General features: G+C 73.2%; 20 protein-coding genes. 6 read left to right on the plus strand and 14 right to left on the minus strand.

Features of this window, described 5'->3' with window-relative positions:
- Nucleotides 1-26 precede the first annotated feature (26 nt).
- The 6 genes from KLI87_RS39910 to KLI87_RS09540 all read right to left on the minus strand — a co-directional run bounded on the left by KLI87_RS39910 (nt 27) and on the right by KLI87_RS09540 (nt 6,742).
- A complete protein-coding gene (locus KLI87_RS39910; RefSeq protein WP_242885121.1) occupies nt 27-713 on the minus strand; it encodes an ABC transporter permease in 687 nt (228 codons plus the stop codon).
- Nucleotides 710-1,360 (minus strand): ABC transporter permease, encoded by a 651-nt coding sequence (locus KLI87_RS39915; RefSeq protein ID WP_242885122.1) that lies wholly within the window; start codon nt 1,358-1,360, stop codon nt 710-712. The genes KLI87_RS39910 and KLI87_RS39915 overlap by 4 nt, the downstream gene beginning before the upstream one ends.
- Entirely contained in the window at nt 1,360-2,523 is a 1,164-nt protein-coding gene (locus tag KLI87_RS09525; protein WP_156222103.1) for an ABC transporter ATP-binding protein, read from the minus strand. The genes KLI87_RS39915 and KLI87_RS09525 overlap by 1 nt, the downstream gene beginning before the upstream one ends.
- A gap of 319 nt (nt 2,524-2,842) precedes the next feature.
- Nucleotides 2,843-3,847, minus strand: coding sequence for a LacI family DNA-binding transcriptional regulator (locus KLI87_RS09530; protein ID WP_214616694.1), 1,005 nt, complete (start codon nt 3,845-3,847; stop codon nt 2,843-2,845).
- Between the two features lie 699 nt (nt 3,848-4,546).
- Nucleotides 4,547-5,446, minus strand: coding sequence for a hypothetical protein (locus KLI87_RS09535; RefSeq protein ID WP_214616695.1), 900 nt, complete (start codon nt 5,444-5,446; stop codon nt 4,547-4,549).
- Between the two features lie 174 nt (nt 5,447-5,620).
- Nucleotides 5,621-6,742, minus strand: a complete 1,122-nt coding sequence (locus KLI87_RS09540; RefSeq protein WP_173391008.1) for an acyltransferase — start codon at nt 6,740-6,742, stop codon at nt 5,621-5,623.
- A 188-nt stretch (nt 6,743-6,930) separates the two neighbouring features.
- Between KLI87_RS09540 and KLI87_RS09545 the strand changes: the two genes are divergently transcribed.
- A complete protein-coding gene (locus KLI87_RS09545; protein ID WP_156222005.1) occupies nt 6,931-7,677 on the plus strand; it encodes an SGNH/GDSL hydrolase family protein in 747 nt (248 codons plus the stop codon).
- A gap of 21 nt (nt 7,678-7,698) precedes the next feature.
- On the opposite strand, the gene egtD is transcribed toward KLI87_RS09545, so the two are convergent.
- The 4 genes from egtD to egtA all read right to left on the minus strand — a co-directional run bounded on the left by egtD (nt 7,699) and on the right by egtA (nt 12,054).
- Nucleotides 7,699-8,655, minus strand: a complete 957-nt coding sequence (gene egtD, locus KLI87_RS09550) for an L-histidine N(alpha)-methyltransferase (RefSeq protein ID WP_214616696.1) — start codon at nt 8,653-8,655, stop codon at nt 7,699-7,701.
- A gap of 80 nt (nt 8,656-8,735) precedes the next feature.
- Nucleotides 8,736-9,476, minus strand: coding sequence for an ergothioneine biosynthesis protein EgtC (egtC, locus tag KLI87_RS09555; protein ID WP_214616697.1), 741 nt, complete (start codon nt 9,474-9,476; stop codon nt 8,736-8,738).
- Nucleotides 9,476-10,825: an ergothioneine biosynthesis protein EgtB gene (egtB, locus tag KLI87_RS09560; protein WP_246251202.1), complete on the minus strand. Its 1,350-nt coding sequence runs from the start codon at nt 10,823-10,825 to the stop codon at nt 9,476-9,478. Before egtB ends, egtC begins: the two co-directional genes overlap by 1 nt.
- Nucleotides 10,813-12,054, minus strand: a complete 1,242-nt coding sequence (gene egtA / locus KLI87_RS09565) for an ergothioneine biosynthesis glutamate--cysteine ligase EgtA (RefSeq protein ID WP_214616698.1) — start codon at nt 12,052-12,054, stop codon at nt 10,813-10,815. The genes egtB and egtA overlap by 13 nt, the downstream gene beginning before the upstream one ends.
- Before the next feature lie 285 nt (nt 12,055-12,339).
- On the opposite strand from egtA, the gene KLI87_RS09570 reads away from it, so the two are divergent.
- Nucleotides 12,340-13,560, plus strand: a complete 1,221-nt coding sequence (locus KLI87_RS09570; protein ID WP_214616699.1) for an RNA polymerase sigma factor — start codon at nt 12,340-12,342, stop codon at nt 13,558-13,560.
- 2 nt (nt 13,561-13,562) lie between these two features.
- Here KLI87_RS09570 and KLI87_RS09575 read toward each other — a convergent pair whose 3' ends face one another.
- A complete protein-coding gene (locus KLI87_RS09575; RefSeq protein ID WP_214616700.1) occupies nt 13,563-14,360 on the minus strand; it encodes a helix-turn-helix domain-containing protein in 798 nt (265 codons plus the stop codon).
- Between the two features lie 52 nt (nt 14,361-14,412).
- On the opposite strand from KLI87_RS09575, the gene KLI87_RS09580 reads away from it, so the two are divergent.
- Nucleotides 14,413-14,979, plus strand: coding sequence for a class I SAM-dependent methyltransferase (locus KLI87_RS09580; RefSeq protein ID WP_214616701.1), 567 nt, complete (start codon nt 14,413-14,415; stop codon nt 14,977-14,979).
- Nucleotides 14,980-15,059: 80 nt separating this feature from the next.
- On the opposite strand, the gene KLI87_RS09585 is transcribed toward KLI87_RS09580, so the two are convergent.
- Nucleotides 15,060-16,670 carry an MFS transporter gene (locus KLI87_RS09585; RefSeq protein WP_214616702.1) on the minus strand — a complete coding sequence of 537 codons (1,611 nt, stop codon included), beginning with the start codon at nt 16,668-16,670 and terminating at the stop codon, nt 15,060-15,062.
- Between the two features lie 257 nt (nt 16,671-16,927).
- Between KLI87_RS09585 and KLI87_RS09590 the strand changes: the two genes are divergently transcribed.
- The 3 genes from KLI87_RS09590 (at nt 16,928) to KLI87_RS09600 (ending at nt 19,924) form a co-directional block, all read left to right on the plus strand.
- A complete protein-coding gene (locus KLI87_RS09590; RefSeq protein WP_214616703.1) occupies nt 16,928-17,641 on the plus strand; it encodes a TetR family transcriptional regulator in 714 nt (237 codons plus the stop codon).
- A 473-nt stretch (nt 17,642-18,114) separates the two neighbouring features.
- A complete protein-coding gene (locus tag KLI87_RS09595; protein WP_156221993.1) occupies nt 18,115-19,560 on the plus strand; it encodes a S1 family peptidase in 1,446 nt (481 codons plus the stop codon).
- A 127-nt stretch (nt 19,561-19,687) separates the two neighbouring features.
- Nucleotides 19,688-19,924: a DUF397 domain-containing protein gene (locus KLI87_RS09600; RefSeq protein ID WP_084264940.1), complete on the plus strand. Its 237-nt coding sequence runs from the start codon at nt 19,688-19,690 to the stop codon at nt 19,922-19,924.
- Nucleotides 19,925-19,998: 74 nt separating this feature from the next.
- Here the strand turns inward: KLI87_RS09600 and KLI87_RS09605 are convergent, their stop codons facing one another.
- Nucleotides 19,999-20,244 carry a hypothetical protein gene (locus KLI87_RS09605; RefSeq protein WP_214616704.1) on the minus strand — a complete coding sequence of 82 codons (246 nt, stop codon included), beginning with the start codon at nt 20,242-20,244 and terminating at the stop codon, nt 19,999-20,001.
- Entirely contained in the window at nt 20,241-20,501 is a 261-nt protein-coding gene (locus KLI87_RS09610; RefSeq protein WP_214616705.1) for a hypothetical protein, read from the minus strand. The genes KLI87_RS09605 and KLI87_RS09610 overlap by 4 nt, the downstream gene beginning before the upstream one ends.
- Nucleotides 20,502-20,521 lie beyond the last annotated feature (20 nt).

Below are 20,521 nucleotides of genomic sequence, written 5' to 3' on the forward strand. Positions count from 1 at the left end.
GTCGGTTTTCCTTCTCTTCTGACCGTTCAGGAGGAACGGGCGGTGCCGAGCAGGCCCGGCGAGACGACGATGCGGCGCAGTGCCGCGAAGATCAGCTGGACGATCACCGCGAGCGCCACGACCAGCACGGTCCCGCCGACGACGAGCTGGTAGTCGTTGCGGGCCAGGCCGTCGATGATGTAGCGGCCGAGCCCGCCGAAGCCGGGGTAGGCGGCGATCGTCGCGGTCGCCACGACCTGGATCGCGGACGTGCGGAGCCCGAGCAGGATCAGCGGCAGCGCCATCGGCACCTCGGCCCGCCACAGTACGCCCCACTCCGACATGCCCATGCCGCGCGCCGCGTCCTTGGCCTCGGGATCGACGCCGCGCAGGCCCTCGTAGGTGTTCACCAGGATCGGCGGGACGGCGAGGGCGACGAGCGCGATCAGCACCGGGACGATGCTGTACTCGATGACGACGACGAACAGCACCAGGCCGAACGTCGGGATCGCGCGGGCGATGTTGGCGACGCTGATCGCGAGGAAGCCGCCGCGCCCGGTGTGCCCGACCAGCAGCCCGAGCGCCAGCCCGATCAGCGCCGCGAACAGCAGCGACACCCCGCTGTAGTACAGGTGCTGGACGAGCCGGTGCGGGATGCCGTCCTCACCGTGCCACTGCGCGGACGCGGTCAGCCACGACCAGGACAGGTCGATCTGGTTCCACAGGTCGTTCACGACGCCCTCCCGCGCGCTCGCGCCCACGGGGTGAGCAGCCGCTGGACGATCACCAGGACCGCGTCGGTGACCAGGGCCAGCACGATGATCAGCACCGAGGCGGCGATGATCTGGGTTTGGAACTGCAGCTGGTAGCCGCGGATGATGTCGTAGCCGAGCCCGCCCTGCCCGACGAGCTGGCCGATCGCGACGAGGCTGATCGAGGACACCGCCGCGACCCTGACCCCGGCGATCACGATGGGCACCGCGATCGGCAGCTCGACCCGCAGCAGGCGGCGCAGCGTCCCGAAGCCCATCGCGGTCGCCGCCTGCCGGACCGGCTCGGAGACCGAGGCGAGGCCGTCCACCACGTTCGGGACGAGCACCGACAGGCTGTAGAGGGTCAGCGGGATCATGACCGTCGCGGGCTCCAGCCCGGTGTACTGGATGAAGACCATGAACAGCGCGAGCGAGGGGATCGCGTAGAGGATGTTCGAGGCCGTCAGCACCGGCGGGTACAGCCAGCCCCAGCGGCGGCACAGCACGCCGAGCGGCAGCGAGATCAGCAGCCCGAACAGCACCGGCAGCAGCGCGAGGCGCAGGTGGATGAGGGCGTGATCGGTGAGCGTGTCGGTGTGGTCGCCGATCCAGCCCCAGTCGATGTCCATCAGTCGGAGGCACCGTCCCGCACGGCGGACGCGGAGTCGGCGCCGGCCGTGTCGACGGGATGCTCCTTGCCGGGGCGCCGGTGGTGTTCGCCATGGGTGGGGACGGCGAGCAGCTCCGCGCCGCCGGTCACGCCGACCACGGCGCCGCCGCCGTCGACGCCGACCGCGAGCCCGGCCGGGGACAGCACGGCCGCGTCCAGCGCGCCGCGCACCGAGTCGGCGCCGACCTGGAACGTCCCGCCGACCGGGGCGAGCGCCGCGTCGGCGAGCGGGCCGGTGACCTCCGGGCCGCGGACCCAGCCGAGCGGGTGCCGGGCCTCGTCGACCACCAGCACCCAGTCGAGCCCCGCGGTGTCGGCGGGCGCGGCGGTCACCGGGCGGACCAGGTCGTCGCGCAGGCTCAGCTCGGCGGTGTCGGCGAAGGACAGGCTGCGGATGCCGCGGTTCTGGCCGACGAAGCCCGCCACGAAGTCGTCGGCGGGGTGGGCCAGCAGGTCCTCGGGGGCGGCGACCTGGACCAGCTCGCCGCCGGTGCGGAACACCGCGATCCGGTCGCCGAGCTTGATCGCCTCGTCGATGTCGTGGGTGACGAACACGATGGTCTTGTGCAGCTCGTCCTGGAGGCGGAGGAACTCGTCCTGCAGTTCGGCGCGGACGACCGGGTCGACGGCGCTGAACGGCTCGTCCATCAGCATGATCGGCGGGTCGGCGGCCAGGGCGCGGGCGACGCCGACGCGCTGCTGCTGGCCGCCCGAGAGCTGGAAGGGGTAGCGCTTGGCCATCCCGGCGTCGAGCCCGACGCGCTCCATCAACTGGCGGGCGGTGTCGCGGGCCTTCTTCTTGTTCCAGCGCAGCAGGTAGGGGACGGTGGCGATGTTGTCCTCGATCGTGCGGTGCGGGAACAGCCCGGCGTGCTGGATGACGTAGCCGATGCCGCGCCGCAGCTCGGCGGGTTTGCGCTCGCGGACGTCCTGCCCGTCGATCAGCACCCGCCCGCCGGTCGGCTCCACCATCCGGTTGATGGTGCGCAGCGCCGTCGTCTTGCCCCCGCCGGACGTGCCGACGAACACCGTGATCTGCCCGGTGGGGCACTCCAGGCTCACATCGTCCAAGGCGACGGTGCCGTCGGGGTAGCGCTTGGTCACGCCCTCAAAGGTGATCAAACGGTTCACGTCCTCGTCGGGCGCCGCAACGCCGGTCATCGATTTCGGCCTTCTACCCAACCGTAGCCAATGGGTACCGTCGACCCCGTGCCCCGGTATGTCCGGAACCACGCATGTTAAGCGTATCTACCGGAAATCAGGGGAAAGTAGCGTAGCACCGTGGAACACCGCCGAATCGTTATCAACCCCTTCATCCCCGCCCGCTCCCGGCCGACACGGAAGGACGCGGAAGGGCGCATAAAGAAGTGACGATCGCCATACCGCCGCGAGGTCGCGAGAGCGCGGACACGCGAAGGCGCGGCACGGGCCGCGACGTGACCTAATCGACACGGCCGGTCGAGGCCCGCACCCGCAGCGACGGTTCGCGGACGACGCGGCGTTTGCGCGGCTTTCCGTCGATGACGTCGACGACCAGGCGGACGGCGGCGTGCACGATTCCCTCGATGTCCCAGTCGACGCTGGTGAGCGGCGGCGTCAGCAGCGCCGACATCGGGTGGTTGTCATAGCCGCAGACCGCGACGTCGCCGGGGACGTCCAGGCCCAGCTCGCGCGTCGCCGCGTACACGCCGTAGGCGATCGAGTCGGCGAAGCAGAAGACCGCCGAAGGACGGTTCGGGCCGCCGAGCACCCGGATGGCGACGTCGGTGGCCTCGGCGAGCGACTGCGGGACGACCACGACGTCCACGCGCAGGCCGAGCCGCTCGGCCTCGGCGTCGACGTGGACGTCGGCCGGCCGGTCGGGGGTGCTCGCCAGCGTCGAGGTGAACACGGTGAGCCGCTGGTGGCCGAGGTCGCGCAGGTGCTCCAGCGCGAGCGTGACGCCGCGCCGGTTGTCGAACACGACCTCGCCCTGCGCCCGGCCGCCGCGCAGCGCGTCGCCGATGGACACCACCGGGATCGTGTCGGCCAGTTCCGGCCAGAGCGCGGCGGACGGGTCGAGCGGCTGCACGATCAGCCCGTCGACCCGCTGGTCGCGCAGCCGCCGGGCGAGGGCGAGCTCGCGCTCGGGGTCGCCGCCCGCGTCCACGATGAGGGCGTAGCGGTCGCGGGCGAGCAGCGCCCGGCCGATGCCCACCGCCAGGGACTGCTGCCAGTAGTCCTCCAGGGAACCGCAGAGCAGGCCAACCTGGCCGGTGCGTCCGCTGGCCAGGGCGCGGGCGATCGGGTGCGCCTCGTAGCCGAGCGCCTCCGCCGCCGCGCGGACCCGCTCCTGGGTCTCCTCCGACGTCTGGATGCCCCGCAGCGCGTAGGACACGGCCGCAGGCGACAACCCCGTCGCCTGCGCCACCTCGCGTATGGTCGCGCGCTTGCGCCTGTCTGGCACGCCTCAACCCTAGATGCCCGCACCGACGAAAACCGCGACCGGAGTTGGCGACCGGTCTGCTGAATCGGTTCACTGAAACGGTTAACTGATGCGGTTCAGGGTGGCCGCGAGCAGGAGAATTCCACGGTGGCCGCCATTTCGGCACGTGACGAAACACACGTCGGCGCCCATATCAGCGGCCCTATCCAGGTGCGCGAACAGCTCTGGTCCGCCTCCCTGATCGGAGCGCTCCGGCGCCGGGACATGCCGCCTTACCCGAAGGGTTGGAAACTCCATCCGGTAGGAGAGCCGCCCTCCGGCGTCACCCGGCACGGGAACCAACAGGCGGGTTCCGAAGCGGCCTCGGCCACCGCGCGGGCGCGTAACTGAGCGGCGGGGCCGACGCCGGAGGCGAGGCCCCGCCGGGAAGATCGCGAAGCGATGCCGCGCCCGCCAAGGCGCGGTCACGCCCCGAGCCGCCAGGCGAGGGGCGTGGGCCGGGACTTCACGAGCACAGCCGCCAGGCGAGGGGCGTGGGCCGGGACTTCATGAACACAGCCGCCAGGCGAGGGGCGTGGGCCGGGTCTTATCAGACAGTCCTCCGGCGGGTCCGACCGGGGGAGGCGGACCCGCCGGAGGCGAGTGGCAGTCCGGCGCCCGCTCACACCGGTCGACCACCCTCACCTCGTTCAGCGCGCCCCCGCGCGAAAACGTCACACCTCAGGTGTCGATCCAGGTGCGCGCCCACTCGCGCAGCTCGGCGAACGCCTCGACGGGGTCGTCGCGGTAGGCGTCCCAGGGGCGCTCGGTGACGCGGTCGCCGATCACCTCGAACTGCTTGGCGGCCCAGCGGACCTCGCCCGCCATCACGAAGGCGAACGCGAACGCGTTGTGGATCGCGGGCCAGCCGGGGCGGGCCTCGTAGGCGGAGCTGCGGATCGAGTCCCCGGCGGCGGCGACCAGGTCGGCGCGGACGGCGTCACCCGACATGTAGGCGCCGCGCCGCGCCGTCGGCAGCGACCGCCAGCGCCCGATGTGGGCCTCGGCGACGAGGACGCCCAGCGGGCTCCCCTTGGGCGCCGTGGCCACGGCCTCGTGCGCGAACGCGAGCGCGTCGTCGTGGGCGTCCCGCGCCTGGAGGTAGGCGAGCATCTGGGTGTGCGCGTGCAGGTGCCCCGGGTGGACGCGGACCGCCTCGTCGAACCGCTCCCTCGCCTCCGCCTCGTCGAGATCCCCCGCGATCGCGGCGGCGACGAGTAGAGCCCGGGCGGGGGCGTCCTTCTCGTCGCGGGCGACGACCTCGGCCAGGCACTCCTCGGCCAGCGCCGCGGCGTCGCGGGTGAGCGCGTGCGCGGCGCGGATCGTCAGCGGCAGCGTCGCCTTCGGCTGCGTCCGGCACCACTCGGTGATCCAGTCCTGGACGCCGGGCGCGCCCGCGCAGACGCCGATGTAGAACGACCGGTCGTCGGGGTCCTCGATCCCGGCGAAGAAGCCCCGCACCGCCCTCCAGTCGTGGCGGCGCATGGACTCGCGCAACCGCCGCGCCCCGTCGTCGTCCATACAAGGGTCGACCGCCGACGGCGTGACCATCTCCGACCCGTGCCGGCTGAACGACCGCATCTGTCCCATCCTCGCCCCGAAACCCCCGGGACGGCAGAGCCCGGGTCATCAGAATCAACGACGATGATCGAGGAAGTGTTACCGGGTTCGCCCAGGTACCGGCCCCGGCGTCCCGATCCGGCCACCACCGTACCGTTCCGCCGGTGCCGAGATCGGCGCCGGATCAGTGCCGGATCAGTGCCGGATCAGCTCCGCGTCGGCCGGACGCGCCGCCGGCACGGCGGCCGCGCCGGCACCTCCCGGCGCCGCCTCCGCCGCCGGGCGCATCGGCGCCAGCGAGGCGAGCAGCTTCGCCCGCAGCCAGGCCGCGCCGGGCCGCTCGACCAGCCGGTGCACCGCGTAGGCCAGCACCAGCGACGCCGCGGTCACGGCCGCGAGCGCCGCCCACCGGTTCAGCTCGGGGTAGGCCGCGTCCAGCAGCGGCAGCGCGAGCTGCGAGTGGACGAGGTACAGCGGGTAGGTGAGCGCGCCGAGCAGGGTGAGGCCGCTCCAGCGGATCCGGCCGAGCCTCCCGGTCGCGACGAGGATCATCACCGCGAAGATCGCGGTCACGACCACGCCGACCACCGTGTCGTCGGCGCCCTTGAAGGCGGTCCCGGCGCGCCAGGTGCCCCAGTGCAGCGCCAGCAGCCACGACACCGCCACATAGCCCCACAGCAGCAGCGTCGGCCCGAACCGGTGGATCATGAACAGCGCCATGCCCGCGATGAAGTACGGGCTCCACGTCGGCACCAGCATGATCTGGAGCAGCTCGTTGCCCGCCTCGTCCGCGAAGACGCCGCCGAACATCCACGCCGCCATGAAGATCAGGCACGACCGGTAGGTGATGCCGACGGCCGCGAGGATCGCGGCGAGGACGTAGAAGTGCATCTCGACCCAGAGCGTCCAGTACACGGCGTCCACGTTGCGGATGCCGAGCCCGCCCTGGAGCATCGTCATGTTCGGGACGACCAGCCCGGGGACGCCGTTGCCCTCCCGGAACAGCGCGTAGACGACCGCGCCGAGCAGCACGCTCGCCCAGTACGCGGGCATCAGCCTGACCAGCCGCGAGATCCCGAACTCGCCGGGGCCGCGCCCCCACGCGCTCATCAGGATCACGAACCCGCTGATGACGAAGAACAGGTCGACGCCGAGGTAGCCGTACCTGGTGACCCCCGCCAGCTCGGGGAAGACCTCCCGCGCGGGTTCCGGCCACGCGCCGTCCCCGCCGAAGCCGGTGAAGTGGTACAGCACCACCGCCATGGCCGCCAGGAAGCGGAGCAGGTCGAGTTCGCGCAGCCGCGCACGCCGGGTCACCGCGGAACCCTCTCGGTGCCCGGTTGCGGGGGACGAGCCTGCGGGTGAGGACGCGGTAAACGGCGGGTGTAGGAAACGATGAGGTCTCGATCGGCGGTCGCCACGGCGAGTCGGCGCGGACCGGCCCGGCCGCGGTGCGGGGATCAGTAAGATGCGGTGCGATTCCCCGGAACATTTGGTGGTCCTCCATGACATCTCGCCGCGCCCGCCGCGGCGCGGCGATCCTCGCGCTGTGCCTCGGCCTGGGCCTGCCGTCGGTGGCGGGCTGCGGGGGGTCGGCGCACCGCTCCGCCGCGGCGGACGAGCCGTCCAAGCGCCCGGCGCCGCCCGTGGTGATGTTCCTCGGCGACAGCTACACGGTCGGCGAGCGGGGCGCGCTGCCCGAGACGACGTACGCGCCCGCGACCGCGCGGCTGCTGGGCTGGCAGGTCATCGTCGGCGGCCGGGCGGGCACCGGCTTCGTCGCGCACAGCGCGGTCGGCGACGCCTACCTCAACCTGTTCGAGGGCCAGCTCGGCTGGCGGCCCGCGCCCGACCTGCTCATCGTGTCCGGCGGGCACAACGACTGGCGGTTCCCGCCCGCGCAGGTCGCGGCCGCGGCGAACGCGGTGCTGGAGCGCGCCCGCCAGCGCTGGCCGGGCACCCGCGTCGTGCTGATGGGCCCGCTGTGGGGCAGCGCGCCGCCGCCGCAGAAGGCGGTCGACATCCGCGACGCGCTGAAGCCGCTCGCCGCGCGGCTCCAGATCCCGTTCATCGACCCGATCGCCGAGCAGTGGATCACCGGGAACCGGCGGAACGGCACCGGCAACGCCACCCTCTACATCCGCAAGGACGGCACGCACCCGAACCCGGCGGGCCACCGCTACGTGGCGGCCCGCCTGGCCGAGGACATCAAGCGCCTCGGCCTCGCGCACCCCGTACGAGGCCAGGGCTGATCCCGTCTCCTCCCGGGATGCTCAGTCGAGCGCGGGGCGGGCGAGGACCAGGCAGAAGTCGTCCGCCGCGTCCGTCCAGAACGCGGCGGTCTCCAGCCCGGCCGCGCCGAGTTCGGCCTCCATGCGCTCGCGGCGGAACTTCGAGGAGATCTCGGTGCGCATCTCCTCCCCCTCCGCGAACGACACCGCGAGGTCGAGGCCGGGGACGCTGACGTCCTGGTCGCGGGTCGAGCGCAGCCGCATCTCGATCCACTCCTCGGCCGCGTCCCAGCGCGCGACGTGCTCGAACGCGTCCGGGTCGAAGTCGGCGCCGAGCTCGCGGTTGATGACGCGCAGGACGTTGCGGTTGAAGTCGGCGGTCACGCCCGCCGCGTCGTCGTAGGCGCGGACGAGGCGCCCGGTGTCCTTGACGAGGTCGGCGCCGAGCAGCAGGAAGTCGCCCTCGCCCATGGTGGCGCGCAGGCCGCCGAGGAAGCCGACGCGGGTCGCGGGCGGCATGTTGCCGATCGTGCCGCCGAGGAAGGCGACCAGCCGACGCTCGCCGGTGGGCAGCAGGTGCAGGTGCTGCTCGTAGTCGGCGACGACGGCGTGGACGGTGAGGTCCGGGTGGTCGGCCGCGATCCCGGCGGCGGCCTCTTCGAGGAAGTCCCCGCTCACGTCCACCGGGACGTAGGAGCGGAGCGTGCCGTTCAGCGCGTCCAGCAGCACGCGGGTCTTCTCGCCGGAGCCCGCGCCGAGTTCGAGCAGCGTGCGGGCGCCGGTGGCGGCGGCGATGTCGGGCGCGCGGGTGACCAGGATCTCCCGCTCGCGCCGGGTCGGGTAGTACTCCTCCAGTTTCGTGATCTCCTCGAAGAGCGCGCTGCCGCGCTCGTCGTAGAACCACTTGGACGGCAGTGTCTTGGGGGTGCCGGCGAGCCCCTCCCTGACGTCCAGGCGGAGCGTCTTGGCGAGGTCGTCGGCGGTCAGGAACCTGTCCACGTGGTTCTCCTTCGGAAGGACCCGGCCCGGAGCTGGCCCGGGCTGGGAGCGGCACGGCTTGAACGTGTCGGAACGGGGAATCAGAGCGGGTCGACGCGGACGCCGGACGTGAGCCCGGCGGTGACGAGCGACCGGTCGGGGACGGGCCGCCAGGCGGGATCGCCGTCCAGCGGCTCGGAGGCGAGCTGGATCTCCTCCTCCCCCTCGCGGACGAACAGCGAGTCGCCCCAGGTGGTGGCGGCGAGGGACGTGCCGTCCGAGGCGAGCAGGTTGTAGCGGCCGTGGGCGAGCGCGGCGACGGCCTCGACGGCGCCGGCGAGGCCCGCGCCGAGCGGCGCGCCCTCCCGCCACAGCCGCGCGGCCAGCGCGAACAGCGGCGCGGAGTCGAGTGGCGCGCGGGCGTCGGGGACCTCCGCGATGTCCCCCGCCAGCTCGCGGAGCTTGCCCTCCACCCCCGCGTAGCCCTCGATCTTGCCGTTGTGGCTGAACAGCCGGGTCCCGGCGCGGAGCGGCTGGGCGCACGACTCGTCCACGGGGAACCCGGTGGTCGCCGAGCGGACCGCCGCGACCGCGCACGGCGTGCGGACGGCGCCGGCGATCTCGCGGAAGGAGGCGTCGGTCCAGATCGGCTGCGCGCGCCGGAACCGGACGGGCGCCGCGTCGCCCGGCCCGTACCAGCCGATGCCGTACCCGTCGGCGTTGAGCAGGTTGCCCTGCGTCATGCGCGGCGCGTACGCCTGGTGCTCCAGCGAGTGCTCGCCGTCGTAGACGAGCGAGTGCAGGGTCCGGCCGGGACCCAGGTATCCGAGGTGGCGGCACATCAGGCGGCCTCCCCTGCCGAGCGCGCGCAGCGGAACCCGGAGAAGATCTGGCGCCTGATGGGGTAGTCCCAGTTGCGGAACGATCCGCGGACCGCGAGCGGGTGCGTCGCCCACGAGCCGCCCCGCAGCACCTTGTACTCGGGGCCGAAGAACACCTCGGAGTACTCCTTGTAGGGGAAGGAGCGGAAGCCGGGGTAGCCGTGGAAGTCCGACGACGTCCACTCCCACACGTCGCCGATGAGCCTCCGCACGCCGTAGGCCGACGCGCCGGACGCGTAGTCCCCCGCCTCGGACGGGCGCAGCGAGCGCTGCCCGAGGTTCGCGCGGCCCTCCTCGTAGACCTCGCCCCAGGGGTAGCGGCGCGAGTGCTGGACGGCGGGGTCCCAGCGGGCGGCCTTCTCCCACTCGGCCTCGGTCGGCAGGCGCTTCCCCGCCCAGCGGGCGTAGGCGTCCGCCTCGTACCAGCACACGTGCTGGACGGCCTCGCCCGGCGGCACCGGCTCCGTCCGCCCGAACCGGCGCCGCAGCCACCGGCCGTCCTCGCGCGTCCAGAAGGCGGGGGCCCGCTTCCCGGACGAGTTGCGCCACTCCCACCCCGCCGGGGTCCACCAGCGCGGCTCGTCGTACCCGCCCGCCTCGATGAACGCGGTGTAGGCGGCGTTGGTCACGGGCTCGACGTCGATGTAGTACGCGGGGACGTCCACCAGGTGCACCGGGCGCTCGTTGTCGTAGGCCCAGGGGTCGTCGGACGTGCCCATCTGGAACGGGCCCGCCTCGATGAGCACCTCGTCCGCGCCGGAGGGACGGCTCGCGACGGGCTCGGGCGGCGGGTCGAGCAGGGCGGGCGCGCCCTTGCGGAGCTGGTGGGTGGCCAGCATCGTCTCGTCGTGCATGTGCTCGTGCTGGACGACCATCCCGTACACGAACCCGCCGGACGTGAGCGGGTTCCCCGGGTCGAACCGGACGGACGACAGCGAGTCGAGCACCTTGGCGCGGACGGTGGCGATGTAGGACCGCGCCTCGTCCGGCGGCAGCAGCGGCAGGGACGGGCGCTCCGCGCGCGGGTGCTCGAAGGCGTCGTACAGCCCGTCGATCTCCGGGCGCATCGGCTCGATCCCGGCCGCCCCGCGCAGCAGCCACAGCTCCTCGTAGTTGCCGATGTGGGCGAGGTCCCACACGAACGGCGACATCAGCGGCGAGACCTGCGCGGTGAGGTCGGCATCGGCGAGGGCGTCGGTGGTCAGGCCGAAGCTGCGGTTCCGGGCGGCGCCGAGCTCGCCGGCGATCAGCTCCTTCAGCGCCTCCTCGTCGTACTCGGCGGTCGAGCCCGGGGGGCTCATCGGTGCCATGTCTGATCCTCCAGGGACGGGAAGGCGGTCGGGGTCGGGGCCTGGGGCGGTGCGGCCGGCTCGTCGTCGGCGGGGCTGCGCCCCCGCTCGACGTAGCGCTCGGCGTACTCCGCCACCAGCGGGACGAGGCCGGATCCGCCGAGCCGGGGCAGCGCGTCCAGCGCCGCGCGGAAGCAGGCCCGCGCGGCGTCGGCGAGCGCTGCGTCGGCGAGGGCGCAGCGCGCGGCCCGCTCCCACCGGCCCGCGACCGGTTCGGTCGCGGCCTCGGCGGCGCGGGCGGCGGCCGGGTCGTCCAGCAGCGCGGCGGCGACGGCGACCGGCACCGGCCAGTACCGCTCGGGCAGCGCGTCGATCATCCGCAGCTCCAGCCAGCCGCGCGGGCGGACGGGCGGGAACAGCGTGGACAGGTGGTACTCCAGGTCCTCGGCGCACGGCTCGCCCTCGGCCAGCCACTCGCCGAACGACAGTCCGGGCGCGGACACCCACTCGCCCTTCGCGGTGTGGACGAGCATGACCCGCGCGTCGAGCGCGTACCGCGTCCACGCCTCGGCGGGGTCGGCGTCCGCGCCGTCGCGCAGGACGGGCCGGGTGCGGCACGGGTCGAGCCGCGTCCAGATGCCCTGCCGGGACGAGCGGAACCCGGTGCGGCGGCCGGCGTGCCGCGGCGAGTTCGCGAACGCGGCGACGAGCACCGGGCCGAGCGCGTGCGCGAGCCGCCAGCGCCGGGCCGCGTCGGCGGCGTCGGCGCCGATGTCCAGGCACACCTGGACGGACGCGGTCGAGCACATCATCGCGAGGCCCACGTCCGCGAACCCGCCCGAGTCGAAGTAGTCGCGCATGCACTGGTAGCGCGGATGGTCGGCCTGGAAGCGCGGGCGCCTGACCGGGTCGACGCCGTGCCCGGCGAGCGTGAGGCCCGCGGGCTCCAGCGCGTCCCGGATGTGCGCGATGTCACCGGTGAGCGCCGCGTGCAGTGGGGCGAGGCCGGGGAAGGGCGCCGAGCTGAGCTCCAGCTGGCCGCCGGGCTCGTAGGTGACGCTGCTCCCGCCGCCCGGCGCGCCCGCCGCCGAGACCAGCTCGCGCACCCGGGGGGCGGGGACGTGCGCGGCCGGATCGGCGGCGTCGACGACGAACCACTCGGTCTCGGCGCCGACCGTCCCGGGCGGGCCCGTCTTGAAACAGACACCGCGAATGTACTGGTAGACGTCGTCCACGGTCAGCCGGGTCACCCGGTCCCCCTCCGAAATTCGATAACGGGTTCGAATCCTTCCCTGCTGAACCGCATCAGGTATCCGGTGATTTTCGGGAACTTCCTTAAATCTCCATGAACGTCACTCTCCGCCGACCTCCCCGATACCTTGCGTGCCTTCCGGGCCGGCCCGTTCGCGTCGCGTTCCGTCCCTGGTTTCTCACGCGTCGGCAGGAGCCGCTAGAGTCCCGATACCCGCCGGTTTGTCCCTGTTGCTCCGACGTCGTGACGACCGGCACCGGCAGAGCCCCCACCGGGAGGTCACATGCGCGGGGACCTGGGTTCCCTCTACGACGCGCACGCCGCCCGCCTCTACGCCTACTGCTGGTCGCTGGTCGGCGACGAGCGGGCGGCGGCAGCGGTCCGCGACACCTTCGTCGCGGCGGTGCACCAGCCGCCGCGCGGCGACACCGTCCTCTGGCTGTACTCGCTCGCGCGCACCACGTGCACCGGCCCCGGCGCCGTGCCCGCCGGACGGGCCGCGCCCCTGTTCAGCGGGTCCGACCCGCTGCTGCGGGCCGCCGCCGGGCTGCGCTCGGACCACCGCGAGGTGCTGCTGCTGTGGGCGGGCGAGTGGCTCGAACCGCACGACATCGCGCGCGTGCTCGGCATCGCGCCCGACACGCTCGCGCAGCTGCTGGACGTCGCGCGGGCGCGGCTGGAGCGCGCCGTCCTCGACACGCTCATGCGCGGGACGGCCTATCTCGACCTCATCACCGCGTTCGAGAAGGGCAGGCTGCCGCGGCTGCTCGCGGGGCGCGCACCCGAACGGGCCCCGGCGTGGCTGCGCGAGCAGGTCCTCGCCGCGTGCGAGGACGAGGCCGTCCGCGCGCTGCCGACCGTCGCCGCGCCCACGCCGCTGGTCGTCATCGCCCCGGGCCGGACGGAGCGACCGCCGCGGCGCCGCGGCGTCTCCAGGGGCGCGGGCGCCGTCGCGGGCCTGGCGGCCTCGGCGGCCGCCGTCGTCGGGCTGCTGGCGTCCTGGCCGTCGGCGAAGGGCGGCGACGCCGCGTCGCTGGTGCCGACCTCCAGCACCGGGCACACCGAGCCCGCCTCCACCCTGACCGGTGACGGGCAGGGGCACCCGCCGGGCGTCACCGGCTCCGAGCGCGGCACGCACACCCCGGTCACGACCGCCTACGGCGACCCGCCGCGTCCCGTGGAGGCGAGCCCGGGAGGCGGCACCTCGCCGGGCTCTCCGGGCTCGCCTGGGGCCCACCGGGCGCCCGCCCGTTCGGCGCCCGCGCCGAGGGCCTCCCACGATCCGTCCACGGCGGCGCCGTCGAAGCCGGGCACCCCTCCGGCCACGCCGCCGAAGCCGCCGACCACTCCCCCGGGCGGCTCCCCGGACCCCACGACCCCGCCGGGCGGCGGCACGGACCCGACCACGCCGCCGCAGACCCCGACCGACCCGCCAGGCGAGGAACCGGGCACGCCCGGCCCGAGCCCCACGTCCAACCCGGCCCCGAGCCCCGGCCAAGGCTGAGGTCACCCCGCCGTGAAGTACCGGGCCGGCGACACCCCGAACGCGCGGCGGAAGACCGCGACGAACGCGCTCGGCGTCCCGTAGCCGACCCGTCCGGCGACGGCGGCCACCGGCAGGCCCTCGGCGAGCAGGCGCAGCGCCGCGCGCAGCCGCGCCTGCGTCCGCCACCGCCCGAAGCTCATCCCGGTCTCGGCGAGGAACAGGCGCGCCAGCGTGCGGCCGCTGGCCCCGGCGGCGCGTCCCCACGCGTCGAGCGTCCGGCCGTCGGAGGGGTCGGCCAGCAGCACCTCGGCGACGCGCCTGGCCCGCCCGTCGGACGGCAGCGGCAGCAGCACCGGCCCGGCGTCCACCGGCTCGACCAGGTCGCAGAGCACGGCCTCCGCGCGGACCCGGGCGTCCCCGGACGCGCGGGACCCGGCCAGATGCACGATCAGCTCGCGCAGCAGCGGCGGGACGTGCACGACCGTCGGCGCGCTCCAGCGCACCGGGCAGGCGTCCGGCCGCAGGTAGGGGCTGCGCATGACCGACGACCGGTGCGCGGCCGTCGCGTGCGGCACCCCCGCCGGGATCCACAGCGCGCGGACGGGCGGGAGCACCCACAGACCCTCGCCCGTCTCGACGGTCAGCACCCCCTCGGCCGCCCAGGCGAGCTGGTGCCAGGGATGGGTGTGCGTGCCGAACCGCCACCGCGACGGCATCGCGAAGCTCCCGACCATGAGCGAGGCGTCGGACGTGCTCGGGAAGCGCGGGCCGGCGTCCCGGCCGGGCGCGGCGGCCGCCTGTCCGGATCGCGACATCATCCGTCCTGCCACCTCGTTCCCGGCACGGGGACCCCGATCCTAGTGTCCTGCCATGCCGATGAATCGCTTCCATCAGTGGTGCTGCCGGTCCGCCTCCTGGGCGCGGAAGGTCGAGCGCGAACTGCTGCCCTGGGCCCTCGACGGCGTCGACCTCGGGCCGGACGTGCTGGAGATCGGCCCGGGGTACGGGGCCACGACGCGGGTGCTGCGGCGGCGCGTCCCCGGCCTGACCGCGCTGGAGATCGACCCCGCCCTCGCGGGACGGCTGCGCGGACTGGCCGGGTCCTCGGCCCGGATCGTCGACGGCGACGGAACCGCGATGCCGTTCGAGGAGGCGGGGTTCAGCGGGGCGGTCTGCTTCACGATGCTGCACCACGTCCCGTCCCCGCGGGAGCAGGACCGGCTGTTCGCCGAGGCGTGCCGGGTGCTGCGCCCCGGCGGCGTGTTCGCCGGGAGCGACGGCCTGGACGGCCGCGCGTTCCGCCTCATCCACCTCTTCGACACCTGCGTGATCGTCGACCCGGACACGCTGCCCGGCCGCCTGGAGGCGGCCGGGTTCACCGATGTGGCGATCGAGCTCGGCACGGGCTCGTTCCGCTTCTCCGCCCGCAAGCCCTGACCCTCACGGCGGCGGGCTCCGGGCCCGTCCCCCCTCTGGAGCGCGGGCCCGGAGCCCGCGCTCCGGGGGTCATGCGGGGCTCAGGCGACGGCGGCGCCCTCGACCGGGGACGCGCCGCGCCGGACCAGCAGCGCCGCGAGGATCGCGACCAGCGCGACGAACCCGGCGACGGTCAGCGACGTCTGGAAGCCGTCCATGAACGCGAGGTGGCTCCCGTCGGTGATGGCCTGGGCCGCCGGTGCCGGGGTGCCGGGCGGGACGGGCGCGACGCCCTGCGAGACCAGGCCCTCCTGCCCCGACAGCCGCTGCGCGGCGGCGCCGGGCACGCCCGCGCCCGTCAGCCGCTCGACCAGCACGTCCCCGACCTTGGTCGACATCAGCACACCGAGGACGGACGTGCCGAGCACGCCGCCGACCTGCGACGCGGTCTGCTGGAGCCCGCCCGCGACGCCCGCGAGGTGCGCGGGCGCGTTGCCGACGATCGCCTCGGTGCCCGCGACGATCACCATGCCGAACGCCAGGCCCACGAGCACGAACCACGGCCAGAGCTGGACGTAGGGCGCGTCCACCCCGATGCGCGAGAGGCCGAACATCGCGGCGGCGGTGAAGCCCATGCCGAGCGCGAGCGGCAGCCGCGGCCCGAACCGGTTGGTCAGCACGCCCGCGATCGGCGAGGCGACGATGAAGATCCCGGTCATCGGCAGCATCCGGACGCCCGCGTCCACCGGGCTCATCCCGTGCACCTGCTGGAGGTACAGGGTGATGAAGAAGATCGTCCCGAACATCCCGAAGAAGCCGAGGACGATCAGCCCGGTCGCGGCCGACAGCGACACCGACCGGAACAGCCCGAGCGGCAGCAGCGGCCGCTCGACCCGCAGCTCGTTCCACACGAACGCGGCGAACAGCGCGACCGAGGCGGCGAAGGACACCAGCGGGACCGCGTCCCCGAACCCGTGCTCACCGGCCTTGATCAGGCCCCAGACCAGCGCGAACAGCGCGCCGGTCAGCAACGCGACGCCGGGCAGGTCGAACGAGCCCGCCGACTCCTCGTCCTTGGACTCGCGGATCACCCACAGCCCCATGGCCAGCGCGATCACGCCGAGCGGCGCGTTCAGGAAGAAGACCGACTCCCAGTTGACGTTCTCGACCAGCAGCCCGGCGACGATCGGGCCCCCGGCGATCGAGATGCCGACCGTGGAGCCCCAGACGCCGATGGCCGCGTTGAGCTTGTCGGCGGGGAAGGTGTTGCGCAGGATGGCGAGGCTGGCGGGCTGCAGGAGCGCCCCCGCGAACCCCTGCACGACCCGCCAGAAGATGACCATGCCGAGGCCGCCGGACAACCCGATCAGCAGCGAGGAGACGGCGAAGCCGACCACCCCGGCGAGGAACGTGCGCTTGCGCCCGAACCGGTCGGCGATCTTCCCGGCGGGGATCAGCGTCACCGCCAGGGCGAGCAGGTAGGCGTTGGTGACCCACTGGAGGCCGGACAGGCTGGCCCCGAGGTCCTTGGCGATCGCGGGGTTGGCGATGGACACCACGGTGGCGTCCAGCCCGACCATCATCACGCCGAGCGCCACGGCGACGAGCGTGAGCCAGGGATGCCCGTGCCCGGCCCTCGCCCGCCGTTCGGGCGGAGCGGCGGATCTGGGGGCGCCCGGGTGGAGCACCTCGGCGCCCTGTGACTGAGTCATCTTCGGCCTCCATGCGAATATTTACTGGTCATGCGTGGTTTCAGGGATGTCGGCAAGCTGTGCGGCGCTCGCGGGCGGTGCCGCTCGGGCGGTGCGGGCCCGCTCGGGCGAGGGCCCGTGAACCCCGCGACGTAAAACTGTCATAGAGCGACACTTGTCGTCAAATGCCCGTCGTCTCAGCACGACATGATTCATATCACGACAAGCGTCAGCCCCTGCCGCTTGGCTGGACGTTCCCCGCTGGTTACACTTCGCCCATGACCGCGACCGCCCCCGAAGCCCGTCCCGAGGGTCCGGACCCCCAGCCCCCGGGCAGGCGCGAACGCAAGAAGCGGCTCACCCGGGAGGCGCTCGTCAACGCCGCGTTCACGCTCTTCGCCGAGAAGGGGTTCGACGCGACCACCGTCGAGGAGATCGCCGACGCGGTGGACGTCTCGTCCCGGACGTTCTTCCGCTACTTCGCCTCCAAGGAGGACGTCGCCCTGACGTTCCAGGAGGAGCAGACCCGCGCCATCATGGCGATGCTGGCCAGCCGTCCGGCCGAGGAACCGATCATGACCGCGCTGCGCAACACGGTGGTGGAGGTCGCGCGCGCCTGCGAGCGCGGCGAACTGGGGTTCGACCCCGAGCGGTTCAGCTGCCTGCTGACGATGATGGCCGAGAGCCCCACGCTGATGGCGGGCAGCCTGGAGCACGCGCAGAAGAAGCAGCTGCTGCTGACCCAGATCATCAGCGAGCGGATGCGGTCCGACCCCGAGACCGACCTGCGCCCGCACGTCATCGCCGCCGCCGCGACCTGCGGCTTCCAGGCGGCGGCCGACGTCGCGCGCCGGCACCCCGGCGCGTTCGGCTCGCTCTCGGAGATCGTCGACCAGGCGTTCGGGATCCTGGAGGGCGACCTCAACCGCCCCGCGGAACCGTCCATCTGCCTCGGCCGCGCCGGCGAGAGCGCCTGCGGAGGCGCCGGCTAGCGCCCGGCCGTACCCCTGGGCGTGACCGCGCCCCGGCGGGCGGCACCTCGCTTCGCGGTCTTCCCGGTGGGGCCGCCTCAGGCATCACCCCACCGGTCGGCGCCGCCGTCCACGCGTCCTAGGCGCGCGCCTTCACCGCGTGAATGCGCGCCTTACCCAGCTGACCCCGGTCGGGGCCGACGGAGAATATGCCGTCCAGCTCATGCCACCATCCCTGACGAAAGTCCACGGCCGCGCCCGCCGCGCGAGTTCGCGCCGCGGAACGAGGTGATCGTAGAGGATCGCGGCCCGGACGTCACCAGGTGGCGGACCGGACCACCCCCTGCCCCGCCGCGCCGCCCGGCGTTCGACCACAACGCAATCAACAGTGAAAAAACACTTCAATGCGATGAATTGTGGCCCTTTACGGATTCGCCCTACAGTCCGGGCAGGGCGCCCCTTTCTCTCCCCACCCCCACCACCTGGAGAGTGACATGTCCCGCAAACACCGTGTGCTGGGCATCGCGGTGGCGGCCGGACTCGTCGCGGCGCTGGCGACCCCAGCGCACGCGCAGGAACCGGCCTCCCCCGCCCCCCGTCCCCCCGCCGGCGCCGCGCCGCTCGCCCCGGCGCACTCCGGCGACCGTGCCGCCCACGTCCAGAAGCGGCTCCGGCTCGCCCTCGGCAAGAGGTTCGGCGGCGCCTGGGTCGCCCCGGGCTCGAAGGTCGTCGTCGCGACCACCGACGCCTCCGCCGCCAAGGCGATCGAGGCAGCCGGCGCCCAACCCAAGATCGTCAAGTTCGGCGCGGCCGCGCTGGACTCCGTCCAGACGAAGCTGAACCGGCACGCCGCGTCGGCCGCCAAGTCCGTGACCTCGTGGTACGTCGACAACCAGAGCAACCGGGTCGTCGTCGCCACCTCCTCCCCCGCAGCCGCGCAGAGGTTCGTCGCCGCGAGCGGCGTGGACGCGGGGGCCGTGCGGATCGTCCGCTCCACCGCCAGGCCCCACCTCGTCTACGACATCGTCGGCGGCGAGCGCTACTGGACGACCCAGTACGGCTGCTCCGTCGCCTTCGCCGTGACCGGCGGCTTCATCTCCGCGGGCCACTGCGGCGGCGTGGGCGAGGCCACCAAGGGCTCCAACCAGGTCGCCCAGGGGACCTTCGGAGGCTCCTCCTTCCCCGGTGACGACTACTCCTGGATCGACACCAACAGCCAGTGGACGCCGACGCCCAAGGTCACCAAGTGGAACGGCTCGTACGAGAGCGTCCTCGGCGCGACCGAGTCCCCCGTCGGCGCCCGCGCCTGCCGCTCCGGCGGCACCACGAACTCGCGGCTGTGGTGCGGCCCGATCCAGGCCCGCAACGTCACCGTCAACTACCAGGAGGGCTCGGTCAGCGGGCTCATCCAGGCCAACATCTGCGCCGACCCCGGTGACTCCGGCGGCGCGCTGATCTCCGAGACCGGCGGCCAGGCGCAGGGCATCACCTCCGGCACCTCGGGCTCCTGCAACAACGGCCAGGACTCCCAGGACACCACCTACTTCCAGCCGGTCAACGAGGTCCTGCAGATCCTCGCCCGCGACGGCCGCCAACTCGTCACCGAGGGCGGCGGCCCCGGCAACCCCGGCCCCTGCGACGGCTACCAGACCAAGGCCGAGGCGTCCGTGACCGCCGGCGCCAGCAACTACCAGCCGAGCGGCGACTACACGACCACCGCGTCCGGCGCGCACACCGCCTGCCTGGACGGCCCCGACGGCGTCGACTTCGACCTCTACCTCCAGAAGCTGAACGGAGGCACCTGGACCAACGTCGCCGCCTCCACCAGCCCCGACCCCGACGAGCGCGTCAGCTACGACGGCGGCCCCGGCACCTACCGGTACCGCGTGCACGCCTACAACGGCTCCGGCGACTTCACGCTGGGCTTCAACAAGCCCTGACCACCCCCCTGATCGTCCCCGGTCGTCCCTCCCCACACCGGACGGCCGGGGACTGCTTTTCCTGTGGCGGCGCCCCGGCCCCCACTAGCCTTGGACCCGACAGAGCCGGGACGAGGAAGGTGCGCCAGTGACCGAGCAGGAACCGATCCTCAGCGACGGGGTCATCATCGAGTTCGTCGATGGCAAGGACGTACCCGTCCAGCACAAGGACTTCGGTGAGAGGGCCGTCGTCATGCGCGACGCGAAGAACCCCGAGGGGCCGATCCTCTACTTCACCGAGGCCGAGTGGGACGCCTTCATCGCGGGCGTCAAGGACGGCGAGTTCGACGACCTCCTGGAGGAGGAACCGGCCGAGGGCGCCTGACCGCCCCCACCCCCAAGCCCACCCGAAAAGGCGCCCCGGAACCCCGGGGCGCCTTTCACGTCGTCAGAGCGACGTCACTTGAAGAGCGCTTCCGCCGAGTCGACCGTCATGGCGCGGTTCACCCAGACCTCCAGCGTGTCCAGGTCCTGGCAGGACATGATCCGCTCACGCGCCTCGTCCGACACCGTCACCTCCCGCGCGGCGAGGATCATCAGCACCGACTTCGCCTCGCCGATGGCGATTCCTTCGGCCCTGCCGCGCTCCTGGTTGCGGAGGGCGAAGTCGCTGGTGAACTTGTAGTCGGCTGTGCCTGTGGTCACGGCTTCTTCGGGTCGACGGCGCGCTGGGTCTCGGCGACGACGCCGATCCTGCGTTCGGGGGAGCCTCTCTCGCAGATCTCGACGACGTTGTCGGCGCGGTAGGCGGTGGGGGCGATCTGGGTGAAGTCCTCGGAGGCCGTCCGCACGTCGATGTCGTCGGAGATCTCGATGTCGAAGGCCGCGCGCAGTAACTGGGCGATGACGGCCGGGCTGTCGCGGATGATCTGGATGGGGGATTCGTGTTCGGTTGAGACCATGCACGGAACGTTACTGTGCG

Source organism: Actinomadura sp. NEAU-AAG7, from assembly GCF_018603865.1.
GTDB classification, from domain to species: domain Bacteria; phylum Actinomycetota; class Actinomycetes; order Streptosporangiales; family Streptosporangiaceae; genus Spirillospora; species Spirillospora litoris.